Consider the following 14,062-nt stretch of genomic DNA (forward strand, 5'->3'; position numbering starts at 1 on the left):
TCCCACCCGCTAGGCTGGGCGGGTGGAAACGCTCCGGATCGTCCTGCTTCTGCTCGCTGTCTCGGTGCCGCTCGCGCTTCTCGCGCGGTGGCTCGCCCTGCCCTACGCCGTCACCCTCGTGCTCGGCGGCATGGCTCTCGCCTTCCTGCCCTTCCTGCCCCAGCTCACGATCGAGCCCGGCCTCGTCCTGGCGTTCTTCCTGCCGCCGCTTCTGCATGGCGCGGCCGTGGCGATGCCCTGGCGTGCCTTCCGCGACAATCTCAGGCCCATCCTCCTCCTCGCCGTCGGCCTCGTGCTGTTCACGACGCTTCTGGTTGGGGTCGCGGTGAAACTGCTTGTCCCGTCCCTGCCCTGGGCCGTGTGCTTCGCCACCGGCGCGATCATCTCGCCGCCCGATGCCGTCGCCGCCAGTTCCGTTCTCGAAAGGATGCGCCTGCCTCCGCGCCTCGTCGTCGTTCTCGAGGGCGAGAGCCTGGTGAACGACGCATCGGGCCTCATCCTCTACAAGTTCGCCATCGCCGCGGCGCTGACGGGCAGCTTCTCGTTCGCCGATGCGCTGGTCGAGTTCGCGACCGTCTCGGTCCTCGGCGTCGGCGTCGGCTGCGCGGTGGGGCTCGCGACGATGTGGCTCGCCCACCGCCTGCCCGACACCATGCTGGTCATCGCCGTCGGCATCCTCGCAGCCTATGGCTCCTACCAGCTCGCCGAGGAGGCCGGCGGCTCGGGCGTGCTCGGCACGGTGGCGTGCGGCCTGATCATCGGCTGGCGGGGGCCGATGGACCTGACGCCCGAGGCCCGCATCGCCGGCAGGACAGCCTGGGAGGTCATCGTGTTCCTGATGAACACGGTGCTCTTCCTCTTCGTCGGCATGAGCCTCGACGAGGTGGTGCTCCGCGTCGGTGCGACGACGTTCTGGGAGCTCGTCAGCGTGGGCATCGCGGTCTCGCTCATCGCGATCGCGGTTCGTTTCCTCTGGGTGTTCCCCGCCTCGTTCACACAGCGCTACACGCTGCTCGGCCGGCCCCGACCGAATCCGCCACCACCGCTCTGGGCGCTCATCGTGGTCTCCTGGGCGGGAATGCGGGGCGTCGTCAGCCTCGCCGCAGCACTCGCCATCCCGGCCACGCTGCCCAACGGCGCGCCGTTCCCGGGGCGCGACGCCGTGCAGGTCATCACCTTCGTCGTCATCGTCGTCACGCTTGTCGGCCAGGCGACGACGCTCGGGCCGCTGATCCGCGCCCTCGGCGCCGAGCTTCCGAGCCCGTCGGGGGACCCGAACGCCGCGACGCGAGAGCACATCGCCGAGGTCGCCGTCGAGCATCTCAGGCAGAGGACGGACGACCCGCTCGACGGTGCCATGGCGCTCGACCTGCTTCCCGAGTTCGAGGCGCGCGCGGCTGCGGTGCGCGGCGATGGCGGGGCGGCGGCGGCGGTGGCGGCCGCCGCGCGCCTCTCGTTCTACCTCGAAACGAAGCGCGCGCAGCACCGCGCCCTGCTCGAGCTCCACCGCGAGGGCCGCATCAGCGATGCGACGCTGCAGAGCCTGCAGCTCGAGCTCGATCTCGACGAGCTTCGGATGCGCCGCGTGCTCGGCAGCACCGGGGAGCGCTGAGGCGTTCTGTTCACCCTGCGAGCGCGTCGATGCGGGCAAGCAGGTCCTTGATCGCGAAGGGCTTGGGCAGGAACTGAACCGGCGCGCCGGGCAGATCGGCCAGCGCCTCGCTCTCGGCATAGCCGGAGACGAGGATCACGGGCAGGTCAGGCGCGGTCGCGCGCACGGTGCGCACGAGTGTCGGCCCGTCCATTCCCGGCATCGACACGTCGCTGACCAGGACGGTCGGCAGCTCCGTCTCCTGCGCAAGAAGGGCGAGCGCGGCGTCACCCGAATCGGCGGATAGAACCCGCCAGCCGGAGAGCTCGAGTCCGCGCGAGGTAAGCCGCCGCACCACCTCCTCGTCCTCGACGAGCAGCACGGACCCGCGCACAGGCCTGTCGGGCACGATCACCTCGGCAGGCGGTGACGGCGCAGCGGGGGCGACTGGCGGCGGGGGTGGCGGCACGGGGCGCATCGCTGCCGCGTCCTCCGGCGGGTCGGGCATCGTCGCGCCCTCGTGCCGGGGCAGGTAGATGCGGAACGTCGTGCCTTCGCCCTGCGTGCTCTCGACGGCGATGAACCCGTCCGTCTGCCGCACGATGCCATAGACCATCGCGAGCCCGAGACCGGTTCCGCCCGTCTCGCGCTTGGTGGTGAAGAACGGCTCGAACAGCCGGCCGACGTGATGCGGCGCGATGCCCGTCCCCGTGTCGGCCACCTCGACCATCGCGTAGCGGCCGGGAGGGATCACCTCCTGCCCGCGTACCAGCGGGCGGTAGAGCGTGATCGCGCCGGTGCGGATCGACAGCCTGCCGCCGCGCGGCATCGCGTCGCGCGCGTTCAGCGCGAGGTTGACGATCACCTGGTCGAACTGCACGGGGTCGACGCGCACGAGGTTGCCTGGGCGGTCGAGGTCGAGCGCGATCGCGATGCGCTGGCCGAGCAGGCGGCGGAGCAGGCTCGCCACATCCTCGATCGCGGCGTTCAGCGAGATGACGCGCGGCTGCAGCGTCTGCTTGCGGCCGAAGGCGAGAAGCTGGCGCACGAGCGCCGCGCCGCGCTCGGCGCTGCGGCGGATGTGCACGAGGTCGCCCTGCGTCGCCTCATCGTGCTCGATGCGGGCGAGCGACATGTCGGTCGCTGCGATGATGGCGGTGAGCAGGTTGTTGAAGTCGTGCGCGATGCCGCCCGCGAGCTGGCCAACGGCCTGCATCTTCTGCGTCTGCGCAAGCTGGGTCTCGAGCGCGCGGTGGCGCGTGATGTCGATCAGCCTGACGACCGCTCCGCCGACCGCCCCATCGTCCTCGAGCAGCGGCGAGACCGAGACGAGGGCGACCGTCGCGCCGGCCTGCTGGTCCGTGGCAGGCTGCGCATCCCGCCCGAGACGAAGCTCGAGCCCGGTGCGCGCGACGCGCATCGCCGAAAGGCGGGAGAGCTCGGCATCGAGGAGCGCACGGTCCTCGGGGTGGACGAGATCGGCGAGCGGCAGGCCGGGTGCGAGCGCCGTACGCTCGAGCCCGGCGAGGCCCGCGAGCGCGGCATTGGCAGAGACGATCCTGCCGCCGCCATCGATCAGGGCGATGCCGATCGCTGCATCCTCGAACAGCGAGCGCCAGGCGCCGCCATCCCCGCCGGCAAGCGCGGCGAGCTTCCCGGCCCGTGGCGCGGCGCGAGGCGCTGCGTCATCCCCCGGCATGGGCCGCTCCGAAGCCGGCCTGCCCGCGCAGGCGCCAGACATAGGCGATGATCTCTGCCACGGCCTCGTAATGCTCCGGCGGGATCTCGCGATCAAGCTCGACGGTATAGAGCGCACGCGCGAGCGGCGGGTTCGCGACGAGCGGAATGCCGTGCTTCTCCGCCGCCGCCCTTATGCGCGCGGCCATGTGGTCGACACCCTTGGCCACCACCTTCGGCGCCCCGGTGCCACCGCGCTCGTACTGAAGCGCCACGGCGTAATGGGTCGGGTTCGTGATGATCACGTCTGCCTTCGCGATCGCCGACATCATCCGGTTCCGCGACCGCTCGACCCTGATGCGCTTCAGCCGTGCGCGGATCTCGGGGTCGCCGTCCGTCTGCTTCATCTCCTCCTTGAGGTCCTCGCGCGACATCCGGAGCTTGCGCTGGTGGTCGAACCGGACCCACGCGAAGTCGAGCACCGCGATGGCGGCGAAGACGGCAGCGAGCGTGCCGAGAAGCAGGAGCGAATCCTCGCGCAGCGCCGCGAGAAGCTGCCCGGTATGCCAACTCGCAGCGGGCATGAGCTGCCAGGTCATGCCACCGAGCACGAGCGCGGCGACGGCGCAGAGCACCCCGAGCTTGGCGAGGTTCTTCAGGAACTCGACGAGGTTGGTGGCCGAGAAGAGGCGCTTGATGCCGGCAAGCGGGCTCAGCCGCGAGAGCTGCGGCGTGACCAGCTTGGCCGAGACCATGCCGCGCGTCTGCATCAGCGTCGCCGCCGGGGCGAGCAGCATCGGCAGCGCGATGACGGCGAGAACCACAAGCGCGCCCCAGAGGAGCGTGCGCCAGGCGGCATCGGGGAACGGCCCGGCAAGCTGGGCGGACTGTTCGAGCAGCACCGAGGCGTTGCGGACGAGATGGGCAGAGGCGTAGGGGAGGAGGAGGGTGATGCCGGCGATGGCGCTCGCCATGCCGATGGCGCCCGAGACTTCCTTCGAGACGGCGACTTGCCCCTCCTCCCGCGCCTTCTCGAGGCGGCGCGGTGTCGGGGCTTCCGTCTTGTCGCCCGGGGTCTCCTCCGCCATGCGCGCTCAGAGCCCCGGCAGGCCGCCGAGCAGGCCGCGGGCAGCCTCCGTCCAGGCCGCGAGAAGCGAGCCTGCCAGGACCGCCATCAGGGCAAGGCCGCCGACGATCTGTGCCGGCATCGCGACGAAGTAGACCTGCATCTGCGGCACGACGCGCGACATGACGCCAAGCGCGAGCTGGAACACGATTCCCGCGAGGACGAAGGGGCCGGCGAGCTGGAAGGCGAGGCCGAACGTCGTCGCCGCCATTGCCACCGCCGCCTCCGCCGCAGCACCAGCTGGGAAGGGCGCGCCGGCAGGCAGCACGGCGTAGGAGCCGGCGAGTGCGGCAAGCGGAACGGCATGCAGCCCCGTCGCGAAGAGGAGCACGATCGCGCCGAGGCCGAGAAGCCGCGAGAGCGCCGTGCCCGAGGCGCCGAAGGCCGGGTCGAACAGCATCGCCGCGGAGAGGCCGAGCAGGAAGCCGACGAACTGCGCCGCGAGCGGAAGAACGAGCACGACCATGCGCGCGAGCGCACCGATCCAGAGCCCGATGAGACACTCGGTGACGACGAGAAGGGCTGCGCGCGCTGCATCGGCCGGCGGGGGCGGCAGCGCGGGCTGCACGGCAGGCCAGAGGATGGCGGCGAAGGCGAGCGCGATCGCCGCCTTCACGGTCATCGGTACTTCCGCCTCGCCGAAGGCAGGCAATGCGAGCACCGCGGAGCCGACGCGGCAGACGACCAGCAGGAAGCCGAAGGTCCAGGCCGGAAGCAGCTCGGGAAGTGCTGCGATCTCCATCGGCCGCTCAGAACCCGCCGCCGCCGACCGCGACGATCCTGTCGAAAAGCCGTTCCGCGAAGGCACCGATCGTTCCACCGATGAACGGCGCGGAGAGTGCCGCGACCGCGCCGACGGCGATGACCTTCGGCACGAAGACGAGCGAGGCCTCGTTGATCTGCGTCAGCGCCTGGAAGAGCGAGACGATCAGGCCGACGGCAAGGGCGGCCACCATCAGCGGCCCGCCGGCGATGATCGCAACCCAGAGACCCTCGCGCACGAGGGCAACGACATCCTGATCGGTCATTCCTCGCCCCTTCTGGGCTCGCCCGGTATGGGCGCGGTGAACCGATCTGACGGCAGGCGGGCCGTCAGATCGGCATGCGCATCACGTCCTGGTAGGCCTGGATCACACGATCGCGGATCGCCACCGTGGTCTGCAGCGCAAGCTCGGCGCGCGCGACCGCGGTCACCACAGCGGTGACGTCGCCGCCGCCGGCGATGGCATCCATCGCTGCGCGGTCGGACTGCTTGGCGGCGTCGACCGTTCCGGAGACGGCACGCTCGAGCAGCGCACCGAAGCCGCCGGCCGGCCCCGCCTCCGCGCCGGCGCCGATCCCCTCGGCCGCGCCGAAGGCGGTTGCGGCGTAGCGTGACGCGGCGGTCGCGGCGGGGATCGTTGCCATCGGCGAACTCCTCAGCGCAGAAGCTCGATCGCGCGCGTCAGCATCCCGCGCGTGACCTCAAGGACCGAGAGATTGGCGCTGAAGCCGCGCTGGGCCTCGCGCATGTCCATCATCTCGATGAAGCTGTTCACGTTCGGCACCTTCACGTAGCCGTTCTCGTCGGCCGCCGGGTGCCCCGGCTCGAACCGCGTGCCGAACTCGCTCTGGTCGCGGCCGACCTGCTTGACGCGCACCGTCTCGGCGCCGAGCGCCCGGTCGAGCCGGTTCTCGAAGCTCACCGTCTTGCGCCGGTACGGATCGCCCTCGGGCGTCGTCGCGGTCGTGTCGCGGTTGGCGAGGTTCTCGGCGACGACGCGCAGCCGCAGCGCCTGCGCATCCATGCCGCTTGCCGAGATCCTGAACGTCCTGAAAAGGTCCATCACGCCCTCCGTGCGGGGGGCCGGCCACGCCGGCACCGCGGCAGATCATGCCCGGCAAACCTTTCCGCCGCGTTGCGACGGCAGGAAAAACCGGGGCAGCGGCCTGGCGGGGTCGTCATCCGCCGCGGCCCAGCGCGATGCGGAACAGGCCCATATACTTGCGGTACAGCCCGACGGTCAGCTCGTGCTGGCTCTCCGTCTCGGCAACGCGGGCGACCTGGTCCTCGATCTGCACGGCGTTGCCGTCATGCGTGCGCTCCTGCGCGAGACGCTCCGGACGGGCAGCGTGCGCGCCGGCGGAGGCCGGAACGATATGCTGTGCGGAGGTGCGCACGAGGCCGGGGCCGGTGTTGCGCGCCAGAACCTTGGCGAAGGGTGCTAGGTCGCGCGCGGCGTAGCCAGGCGTGTTGGCGTTGGCGATGTTCTGGGCGAGCACGTCCTGGCGCCGGTCGAGCCAGCCGAGGCGCTGTTCCGCAACCTTGAAGAAGCCGAGACGACCGAGGTCCATCTGCCGTGTTCCATGCCCAAGGCCCGCGCGGGCCCTGGGCTGCACTCTCCGGTCCGCGCGTGAAGACGCGGTTAACGCCGGCATGCGACCGTCCTTAATGTCCCGCTAACCCCGCCATGGTGTTCTGTCGCGCGAGCGGCCATGCCCGGCCGCGCTGGACCCGGCAGGACCGATGGCTGAGCCACAGAACAGTGACCCGGACCGCAGTGTCGCCGCGATCGCCGCAGCGCTGGAGCAGCTGACCGAGACGCTCGTGGTCGCGCGCGTGCTCGTCCAGTCGGGCGCGGCGATCGACCTTGCCGGGCTCGACCGGGAAGTCGGCGATCTCTGCGCCGAGGCGATCGCCCTGCCGCGCGCAGAAGGCCGCGACATGGCGACACCGCTTGCCGATCTCCTTGCCGAGATCGAGCAGCTCGAGCGCGCAATGGAGCGCCATCCGCGCAGCGCCTGACCCTCCCCACTATAGAGCACACGGCAGAAGGCCCGCGCTTCGATGGACATGATCTCCACCATTCCCCTCGCGCTCGCCGCCCTCGCGGCGACCGTGGGTGCGATCTACCTGCTCGCCGCGGTCGCGCGGCGCAGCGGCCTTGCCGCGACGGCGCGGCCCGGGCGGCGGCTGTCCGTCGTCGAGACCGTCGCGCTCGACCCGAGGCGGCGGCTCGTCCTAGCCCGCTGCGACGGCGGCGAGGCGCTGCTTCTCGTTGGCGGGGAGAGCGACCAGGTGGTGGGCTGGGTCACGCCACCGGGTTCGCCCGTCGTGCAGCCGGAGGGCGGCCGATGATCCGCGCCCTCCTGATCGGCCTCGCTCTCCTGCTTCCCGTCGACGCGCTCGCGCAGAGCGTCACGCTCGACCTCGGCGAGGCGGCCGACGGCTCGGCGGCGACCCGCCTTGTCCAGCTCACCGCGCTGATCGCGCTGCTCTCGCTCGCGCCGTCGCTCCTGGTGATGGTGACGGCCTTCGCGCGGATCGTGATCGTGCTCAGCCTTCTGCGCTCGGCGCTCGGCACGCAGGGCACGCCGCCCAACATCGTGCTGATCGGCCTCGCGCTGTTCCTCACCTTCTTCGTCATGCAGCCCTCCTTCGAGGCGGCCTGGGCGCAAGGCATCCTGCCGATGACGGAAGGGCGCGTCGGCGAGATCGAGGGTATGCGGCTTGCCGCCGAACCGTTCCGCGGCTTCATGCTCGCCAATCTCCGCGAGGCGGACCTGACGCTGTTCCTCGACCTCGCGAACCTGCCGCCGCCTGCGACACCTGACGCCACGCCCTGGCGCGTGCTCGTGCCGGCCTTCCTCGTCGGCGAGCTCCGCCGTGCCTTCGAGATCGGCTTCCTGCTGTTCATTCCGTTCCTGGTGATCGACCTGGTCGTCGCCTCCGTTCTGATGAGCATGGGCATGATGATGCTGCCGCCGACGGCGCTGTCGCTGCCGTTCAAGCTGATCTTCTTCGTCCTCGTCGACGGCTGGCGTCTCGTGTCCGGCTCGCTCGCACAGGGCTTCGCGTTGGGGTAGGGCCGCCGCCGCTTCCGGTTCGAACCGCTTCCGTGTCATAACCTCGCCGTATCGGCCATGGCGCGATCGGGGCGTCGGGCCACGGGGGCGAGGCATGCGGGGTTGGGTCGGCCTACTGGTTCTGCTCGTCGTGCTGGGAATCGGGCGCGGCGCGGCGGCGCAGGATGCGAGCCCGCGCTTCGGGCTGCCGTCAGACGAGTGGCGGAGGCTCTGCACGCTCGGCGGCCCGGCCGACCGGGACAACCGCATCGCCATCGCACCGCAGATCTCGCTCACGACCATCTCCTCCGTCCTGCCCGACCAGGGGCTTGTGCCCTTCACGCTCGAGCAGCCGTGGGAGCCTGGGCTTGCCTATTTCGCCCTCGTTGGGCGGCTGGACGAACCGCGTCAGACGCAGTCGAATCGCGTCCCGCCGGAGGCGTCCTTCGCACCGGTCCTGCATCCCCGGCCAGGACAGAGCGGGCAGACGACCGATATCCGGATCAGGCTCCCGCCCGTCGATACCTTTGCGCTGTGGCCCCTCTATCGCGTCGTCGTCATGGTCTGCCGGCCCAACATGGGGGCGGTGCAGGCAGCGGCCGTGTTCGACGTGCCCATCGCTGCGCATGGCACGGCCATTGTCGGCGCCATCGCGCTCGTGGCGCTCGTCATTCTCGCGGCTGCCGCGATTCGGCGCCGCATGTCGCCGGGGCTCAGCTTCGCCCGCTCGCTCGACCCGCTGGTGATCGCGCAGGACTGCCTCGGCTACGGTTCCATATCGCGGCTGCAGGTCCTGTTCTTCAGCCTGATCGTGTTCGGGATGCTGACCTATATCGCGCTGCGCACGGGCGTGGTCGCCGCGATCTCGAACGACATCCTGTTCCTCATGGGGATAGCGGCCGCAGGGACTGCCGGCGCCGCGATGGTCGGCAATACCGGCCCCGCCTCGACGCGTTCGGCCGAAGGTGACACGGAGAAGAAGGACCAGGGCTCGGCCGCGCTCACGCCGGAGACGCGGAGCTTCCTCGCCGAAACCGGCCTCGTGCCCTTGGACCGCGTGGCGCAGTGGCGCGACCTTCTCATCGCGCGCGGGGAGATCGACATCTTCCGCGTCCAGGCCGTCGTGTTCAGCCTGTTCGTCGGTGGAACGCTGCTGAGCTCGGGCTTCGAGCAGCTCGCCGCCTATGAGATCCCCGCGACCGTTCTCGGGCTTCTCGGGCTCAGCCAGCTTTCCTATGTCGGCGGTAAGCTCGTGTTCCGCAAACCGGGCGAGATCGCGGAGGTCGACGAGGCTGCGATGGCTGCCGAGAGGGCGCTCGCGGCGATCAGGGCGGGTGATCGTTCCCCGGAGGCCTTGGCCGAAGCGCGCCGCACGCTCGCCCAGCTCCGCCGCTCGCTCGCCCTGATGCTGGAGGAGGCGGTGCCGCAGGCCAGGCTCGAGGCGCTGATCGCGCAGGCGGCCCGAACGAAGGGTCCGGACGCATGATATTCACGACGACAAACTCGGTCGCCGGCCGCGAGATCACGGCCTATCTCGGCATCGTGTTCGGCGACGCTGTCGTCGGCGTCAACGTTGTGCGCGATGTCTTCGCCTCGATCCGCGACATCGTGGGTGGGCGCTCGGCCGCCTACGAGAAGGAGCTGTCCGCCGCACGGCGCGTAGCGCTCGAGAACCTGCTTGCCGAGGCGCGCGAGCTCGGCGCCGACGCCGTCGTCGGCGTCGACATCGACTATGCCTCGATCGGCAAGGGCGGCGGCATGCTGATGGTCACGACCACAGGAACGGCCGTGAAGCTGGCGCCCGCCGCCTGAGCGCGCCTAGAGCAGCGCCCGACCTGATGGAACCGACCCCGGTTCCATCAGGTCGGGCTCAGCTGCTCTACCCTTTGGTGGTTTTAGAGCACGATCTTCCGATCGATTGATGCCAATCGATCGGAACGTGCTCTATCGCCGTGGCAGAAGCTCGGCGATGTAGGGCGGCAGGGCGAAGGCCGCGACGTGCACGTCGGGGCTCCAGTACCGCGTCGTGCCGAGGATTCCTGCCTCGCCTGCACGATGCTCGATGGTGCGCGCGTCATGAGCTCGCAGCGCTGCATCCTGCGCCGACCAGCCGAGCGTCATGAACCCGCCCACGTAGGTCGGCACCGCTGCGAGATAGGCATGGGCGTCGGCGAAGTGGCGCGCACGCCGTTTGGTCGTCGTGCGCAGCTCCTCGGCCTGCATGAAGGGCACGCCGCACTGGCTGACGACGATACCGCGCGGGCCAACGAGGCGCGCGCAGTCGGCATAGAATTCATCGGTGAACAGCACCTCGCCCACGCCCACGGGATCGGTGCTGTCGACGATGATGACGTCGTAGCTGTCAGCCTCGGCCTCACGCACATGCGCGATCCCGTCGGCGATCAGGACGCGCGCGCGACGATCGTCCCACGCCGCGCCGCCGATCGCCGGGAGGTGCTCGCGGGCAAGCCGAACCACCTCGGCGTCGATCTCGACCATCGTCGCCCGCTCGACGCCGCGATGGGCGAGCACGCGGCGAAGCACGCCGCCATCGCCCGCGCCGATGATCAGGACGCGCCGCGCCGCGCCGTGCGCGAGAAGAGGCACATGCGCGATCATTTCCTGATAGGCGAACTCGTCCGCCTCGGTGATCTGCACCACGCCGTCGAGCAGCATCACCCGCCCATGACTCGACGTCTCCACGATGCGTATGTCCTGGAACGGAGAGCGCACATGGGCGAGTTCGCGGAGAACGCGGAAGCGCTGGCCCCAGTCGGGGTAGAGCGCTTCCGCGACCCAGCTTTCGGTCGCCATCGAAACGGCCTGGCCGATCAGCCGATCACGCCGCGGCGCTGCTCCGACACCTCGATGCGGCCCGCGCCAAAGGCTTCGCGCAGAACCGGCAGCGCCAGGTTCGGATCGCACGCGCCGCACATGAAGATGTCGATCGCCGCGTAGCCGCGCTCGGGCCAGGTGTGGATCGAGATATGGCTTTCGGCCAGCACGAGCACGCCGGAGACGCCGCCATTCGGAGAGAAATGGTGGAAATGCCCGTGCAGGATCGTCGCACCCGAGGCTTCGGCGCCGGCGCGCAGCGCGGCGTCGACCAGCTCGGGATCATCGAGCCGCTCTGCCTCCCAGAGATCGACGAGCAGGTGCATGCCCGCGAAGCGGACGCCGTCGCGTTCGATGAAGTAGTCCTTCTGCGCCTCCTGGCCGTTCCGGCCGTCGGCGTTGCACGTCGTCTGGGCGTCGCTCGGAAGGTCCGAGACCATCCCCAGTCGGGCGAGAGCGTTCATCGCGAACCCCTTCCAACCAGCAGATGACCAGCGGCTGCGGTCAACAACCCGCCACGGCGGCGGGCGCGGCTATGTGAGGCAAGGATGGGGAGGATGCAAGCGGAAATCACCCCCGTCACACGCAGATGTCACGCGCGCGTCAGTTCCGCGCGGGACCTCCGATGGCGGCGATGCTGCGCGGAAGGGAGCGGGCAAGCTGCACTTCCGCGGCAAGCCTCGGCAGGTCCGCCGCACCGGCAACGGGATCGGACGTGAGCAGCCGGAACGGTTCGGCAAAGGCGCCATGCGCCATCTGCGCCCCCCGCGTCTCCGCGAGCGAGGCGAGCGTCGCCGTATCGCCGGCAAGCGCGGCGGCAGCGGCGAGGCGCACGAGCAGGCGGCGCGCGGGCTCATCGAGCGTCGCGTCGGGCGGCGGAAGCCGCGCCTCTGCGAGCTCGGCGAGAGCGGCGGCGACGTCGCCCCACGCACCATGCGCGGCAGCGATCTCCACGCGCGCCTCGGCCGAGCCTGGCAGGCCGCGCAGCATCGCGAGCCCTTCCTCCATGCGCCCCGAGGAGGCGGTGGCGCGGGCGCGGAGGATGAGCCGCTCGGCGGCGAGCGATGCCGGCAGCCGCTCCGCCTCGCTAGCGGCAAGCGCGCCGAGCGCGCGCTCGACATCGCCATCGGCAAGGCGAAGCTCGGCAAGGCGCAGGCCGGTACGCGCGCGATCGAGCCCGCCCTCGGGCTGCGCCACCATCAGACGGGTGAGCATGGCAGATGCGCGCTCGGTCAGGTCGAGGCCGATCAGCCGGTCGGCGATGCGGGCAACGACGGCATCGCCGGCGGTACCCGTCGGCAGGAGATCGGCGCTCTCCTCGAACAGGGCGACGGCCTGCGCGGCGGGAAGCGAATCGGCACCGCCATCGCGGAACAGGGCGAGGAAGGCTTCCGCCGTGCGCGGGCGGATCTCGGCGAGGAACTCGGGGAACGCGCCCTCGGTGTCGCGCAGCAGGGCGAGCGCGCCCGCCCAATCGGCCGCCTGGCCGCGCAGCTCGGCCGCGCGCAGCCGCAGCAGGCGCTCGGATGCGTCGCCGCGCCAGGCGTAGAGCAGCGGCTCCATCTTCGCCGCGGCTTCGGGCGCGCCGATGCGGCCTTCGCGAAGCGCGAGCTCGACGGCCCGCGTCAGCGCCCGGTAGCGTTGGCGGCGATCACGGCCGTCGCCGAGCGCCTCGTACGCGGCAAGCGCCTCGTCGATCTTGCCCTGCGCCTCGGTGAGAAGCGCGCGGGCAAGGGCGAGCGAGGGCATGTCGCCAAGGCGCGCGAGAAGTGCAGCCGCTGCGGCGGCCTCGCCGCCCTCCGCCATCGCTTCCGCCGCGGCAGAGCCGAGCTTGATGCGAAGCGCATCCGGGTAGGAGGGGAGGAGCCCGGCAGAGGCGGCGTAGAGCGGCGCGGTCGCGACAGGCGGCTCGCCTTCCTGGTCGGCGAGATAGGCACGCCAGAGCGTGATCTCGTCGGTGCCGTCGAGGCGGCGGTCCTTCAGCGCAGGGCGGGCTTCCTCGAGCCGTCCCGCAAGCAGCGACGCGACGCCGGCAAGCGCGGCCCAGCGCGGGCTCGCGCCCATCACGGGATCCTCGGCGGCGGCGACATCGAGCACGGCCCGGGCCTCGACGCCGAAACCAAGGGCGAGCATCGCCTCGGCGAGCGCAAGCCGCGGGCGGGAGCGGGCGAGCGGCGGTGCTCCGGCCGCCTCGCCACGAAGCAGGCGAACCCGTTCCGAAAGCGCATCGTGTGGCAGGGCGGGCAGGTCGAAGGCCCGCGTCAGGGCGTGGCCGGCGAGCACGTCGGGCGCGGCGAGCTGCCCGGGCGAGACGGCAAGGCCACGGCCGAGCTGCGGGCCGGCCATCAGCACGAAGCCTTCCGGCTGGGCGCGCATCGTCACGTGGTCGGACTGCGCGACGACGGCGACGCCCCGCAGCGTCGGCAGGAGAGAGAACTCGGCAAAGGCGCGGGCGACGGGCTGGCGCGCCTCGCCATCCTTCAGCGTGCCGACGATGAGCGTCTCGCCCGTCTCGGGGTCGTGCAGGTGGGCGGCCCGCCCGGCGAGCTGCGTGCGAAGCAGGAGCCGCCTTCCGTCCGGCGCATCGACGACCTCGGCGGGAAGCGACTCGCTGGCGGAAGCGCCTGCGGGAAGAAGCTCGAGGACGAGGCCACGCTCGACCGGGCTGACGCGAGCGGCGGCAGGCGCGGGCACAGGAATGCGCAGGAGCGTCGCGGCATTGCCCATGGTCAGCACCGCCTTGCCGAAGACGGGATCGTTCCGGAGAGCGGCGAGATCGATCGGGCGCGCATCGTCGAACACGACCCAGAGCTCCGCGCCGCGGCGAAGCACGGCAACGCCGGTCTCGCGCTCGAAGGGAAGGCGGATGGCGGGGCCCTCGGTGCCGCGATGCGGCGCGGCGGCGAGGCTGATCGGCGCCTGGCGCTGCGGAACGGGCTGGAGGAGCGGCGCGGCAGGGGGCGCAGGTGTCGCGGGCGCGGCGGCCGCGGTCGGCGCAGGCTGGGCCG

15 protein-coding genes and 1 pseudogene are annotated in these 14,062 nt (G+C 71.1%); 6 read left to right on the forward strand and 10 right to left on the reverse strand.

Features of this window, described 5'->3' with window-relative positions; all coding sequences use genetic code 11:
* The first annotated feature begins 22 nt into the window (after nucleotides 1-22).
* Nucleotides 23-1,612: a Na+/H+ antiporter gene (locus FIF60_RS10505; protein WP_144186028.1), complete on the forward strand. Its 1,590-nt coding sequence runs from the start codon at nucleotides 23-25 to the stop codon at nucleotides 1,610-1,612.
* A gap of 10 nt (nucleotides 1,613-1,622) precedes the next feature.
* Here the strand turns inward: FIF60_RS10505 and FIF60_RS10510 are convergent, their stop codons facing one another.
* The 7 genes from FIF60_RS10510 to FIF60_RS10540 all read right to left on the reverse strand — a co-directional run bounded on the left by FIF60_RS10510 (nucleotide 1,623) and on the right by FIF60_RS10540 (nucleotide 6,728).
* Nucleotides 1,623-3,290 (reverse strand): ATP-binding protein, encoded by a 1,668-nt coding sequence (locus FIF60_RS10510; protein ID WP_158639164.1) that lies wholly within the window; start codon nucleotides 3,288-3,290, stop codon nucleotides 1,623-1,625.
* Nucleotides 3,277-4,356, reverse strand: coding sequence for a flagellar biosynthesis protein FlhB (gene flhB, locus FIF60_RS10515; RefSeq protein ID WP_144186030.1), 1,080 nt, complete (start codon nucleotides 4,354-4,356; stop codon nucleotides 3,277-3,279). Before flhB ends, FIF60_RS10510 begins: the two co-directional genes overlap by 14 nt.
* 6 nt (nucleotides 4,357-4,362) lie before the next feature.
* A complete protein-coding gene (locus tag FIF60_RS10520; RefSeq protein ID WP_144186031.1) occupies nucleotides 4,363-5,136 on the reverse strand; it encodes a flagellar biosynthetic protein FliR in 774 nt (257 codons plus the stop codon).
* Between the two features lie 7 nt (nucleotides 5,137-5,143).
* A complete protein-coding gene (locus FIF60_RS10525) occupies nucleotides 5,144-5,422 on the reverse strand; it encodes a flagellar biosynthetic protein FliQ (protein ID WP_144186032.1) in 279 nt (92 codons plus the stop codon).
* Between the two features lie 64 nt (nucleotides 5,423-5,486).
* Nucleotides 5,487-5,801, reverse strand: coding sequence for a flagellar hook-basal body complex protein FliE (locus tag FIF60_RS10530; protein ID WP_144186033.1), 315 nt, complete (start codon nucleotides 5,799-5,801; stop codon nucleotides 5,487-5,489).
* An 11-nt stretch (nucleotides 5,802-5,812) separates the two neighbouring features.
* Nucleotides 5,813-6,220: a flagellar basal body rod protein FlgC gene (gene flgC / locus FIF60_RS10535; protein ID WP_144186034.1), complete on the reverse strand. Its 408-nt coding sequence runs from the start codon at nucleotides 6,218-6,220 to the stop codon at nucleotides 5,813-5,815.
* 115 nt (nucleotides 6,221-6,335) lie between these two features.
* Nucleotides 6,336-6,728 carry a flagellar basal body rod protein FlgB gene (locus FIF60_RS10540; protein WP_129255841.1) on the reverse strand — a complete coding sequence of 131 codons (393 nt, stop codon included), beginning with the start codon at nucleotides 6,726-6,728 and terminating at the stop codon, nucleotides 6,336-6,338.
* Nucleotides 6,729-6,900: 172 nt separating this feature from the next.
* Between FIF60_RS10540 and FIF60_RS10545 the strand changes: the two genes are divergently transcribed.
* The 5 genes from FIF60_RS10545 to FIF60_RS10565 all read left to right on the forward strand — a co-directional run bounded on the left by FIF60_RS10545 (nucleotide 6,901) and on the right by FIF60_RS10565 (nucleotide 10,031).
* A complete protein-coding gene (locus tag FIF60_RS10545) occupies nucleotides 6,901-7,179 on the forward strand; it encodes a hypothetical protein (protein WP_144186035.1) in 279 nt (92 codons plus the stop codon).
* Nucleotides 7,180-7,221: 42 nt separating this feature from the next.
* Nucleotides 7,222-7,512 carry a flagellar biosynthetic protein FliO gene (locus FIF60_RS10550; RefSeq protein ID WP_144186036.1) on the forward strand — a complete coding sequence of 97 codons (291 nt, stop codon included), beginning with the start codon at nucleotides 7,222-7,224 and terminating at the stop codon, nucleotides 7,510-7,512.
* A complete protein-coding gene (gene fliP, locus FIF60_RS10555) occupies nucleotides 7,509-8,240 on the forward strand; it encodes a flagellar type III secretion system pore protein FliP (protein WP_144186037.1) in 732 nt (243 codons plus the stop codon). The genes FIF60_RS10550 and fliP overlap by 4 nt, the downstream gene beginning before the upstream one ends.
* A gap of 94 nt (nucleotides 8,241-8,334) precedes the next feature.
* The gene (locus FIF60_RS10560; RefSeq protein WP_144186038.1) at nucleotides 8,335-9,705 is read left to right on the forward strand and encodes a hypothetical protein; all 1,371 of its coding nucleotides are present in this window, start codon (nucleotides 8,335-8,337) and stop codon (nucleotides 9,703-9,705) included.
* Nucleotides 9,702-10,031: a heavy metal-binding domain-containing protein gene (locus FIF60_RS10565; RefSeq protein ID WP_144186039.1), complete on the forward strand. Its 330-nt coding sequence runs from the start codon at nucleotides 9,702-9,704 to the stop codon at nucleotides 10,029-10,031. The genes FIF60_RS10560 and FIF60_RS10565 overlap by 4 nt, the downstream gene beginning before the upstream one ends.
* 132 nt (nucleotides 10,032-10,163) lie before the next feature.
* On the opposite strand, the gene speE is transcribed toward FIF60_RS10565, so the two are convergent.
* The 3 genes and pseudogenes from speE to FIF60_RS21570 all read right to left on the reverse strand — a co-directional run.
* Nucleotides 10,164-11,033 carry a polyamine aminopropyltransferase gene (gene speE, locus FIF60_RS10570; protein ID WP_144186040.1) on the reverse strand — a complete coding sequence of 290 codons (870 nt, stop codon included), beginning with the start codon at nucleotides 11,031-11,033 and terminating at the stop codon, nucleotides 10,164-10,166.
* A 17-nt stretch (nucleotides 11,034-11,050) separates the two neighbouring features.
* On the reverse strand, nucleotides 11,051-11,518 hold the full coding sequence (gene speD / locus FIF60_RS10575) for an adenosylmethionine decarboxylase (protein WP_144186041.1): 468 nt from the start codon (nucleotides 11,516-11,518) through the stop codon (nucleotides 11,051-11,053).
* A gap of 139 nt (nucleotides 11,519-11,657) precedes the next feature.
* Nucleotides 11,658-14,062: pseudogene (locus FIF60_RS21570) on the reverse strand (hypothetical protein); the annotation flags it as partial.

Origin of the sequence: Elioraea rosea, assembly GCF_007644105.1 — a bacterium.
In the GTDB taxonomy this organism is placed as follows: Bacteria; Pseudomonadota; Alphaproteobacteria; order Acetobacterales; family Acetobacteraceae; genus Elioraea_A; species Elioraea_A rosea.

What these genes read in the sequence shown, in the direction of transcription:
- fliP (WP_144186037.1), top strand. Translation starts at nt 7,509, where the DNA reads ATGATCCGCGCCCTCCTGATCGGCCTCGCTCTCCTGCTTCCCGTCGAC.
- flgC (WP_144186034.1), bottom strand. Translation starts at nt 6,220, where the DNA reads ATGGACCTTTTCAGGACGTTCAGGATCTCGGCAAGCGGCATGGATGCG.
- FIF60_RS10510 (WP_158639164.1), bottom strand. Translation starts at nt 3,290, where the DNA reads ATGCCGGGGGATGACGCAGCGCCTCGCGCCGCGCCACGGGCCGGGAAG.
- FIF60_RS10565 (WP_144186039.1), top strand. Translation starts at nt 9,702, where the DNA reads ATGATATTCACGACGACAAACTCGGTCGCCGGCCGCGAGATCACGGCC.
- FIF60_RS10540 (WP_129255841.1), bottom strand. Translation starts at nt 6,728, where the DNA reads ATGGACCTCGGTCGTCTCGGCTTCTTCAAGGTTGCGGAACAGCGCCTC.
- flhB (WP_144186030.1), bottom strand. Translation starts at nt 4,356, where the DNA reads ATGGCGGAGGAGACCCCGGGCGACAAGACGGAAGCCCCGACACCGCGC.
- FIF60_RS10550 (WP_144186036.1), top strand. Translation starts at nt 7,222, where the DNA reads ATGGACATGATCTCCACCATTCCCCTCGCGCTCGCCGCCCTCGCGGCG.
- speE (WP_144186040.1), bottom strand. Translation starts at nt 11,033, where the DNA reads ATGGCGACCGAAAGCTGGGTCGCGGAAGCGCTCTACCCCGACTGGGGC.
- FIF60_RS10530 (WP_144186033.1), bottom strand. Translation starts at nt 5,801, where the DNA reads ATGGCAACGATCCCCGCCGCGACCGCCGCGTCACGCTACGCCGCAACC.
- FIF60_RS10560 (WP_144186038.1), top strand. Translation starts at nt 8,335, where the DNA reads ATGCGGGGTTGGGTCGGCCTACTGGTTCTGCTCGTCGTGCTGGGAATC.
- FIF60_RS10520 (WP_144186031.1), bottom strand. Translation starts at nt 5,136, where the DNA reads ATGGAGATCGCAGCACTTCCCGAGCTGCTTCCGGCCTGGACCTTCGGC.
- speD (WP_144186041.1), bottom strand. Translation starts at nt 11,518, where the DNA reads ATGAACGCTCTCGCCCGACTGGGGATGGTCTCGGACCTTCCGAGCGAC.
- FIF60_RS10545 (WP_144186035.1), top strand. Translation starts at nt 6,901, where the DNA reads ATGGCTGAGCCACAGAACAGTGACCCGGACCGCAGTGTCGCCGCGATC.
- FIF60_RS10525 (WP_144186032.1), bottom strand. Translation starts at nt 5,422, where the DNA reads ATGACCGATCAGGATGTCGTTGCCCTCGTGCGCGAGGGTCTCTGGGTT.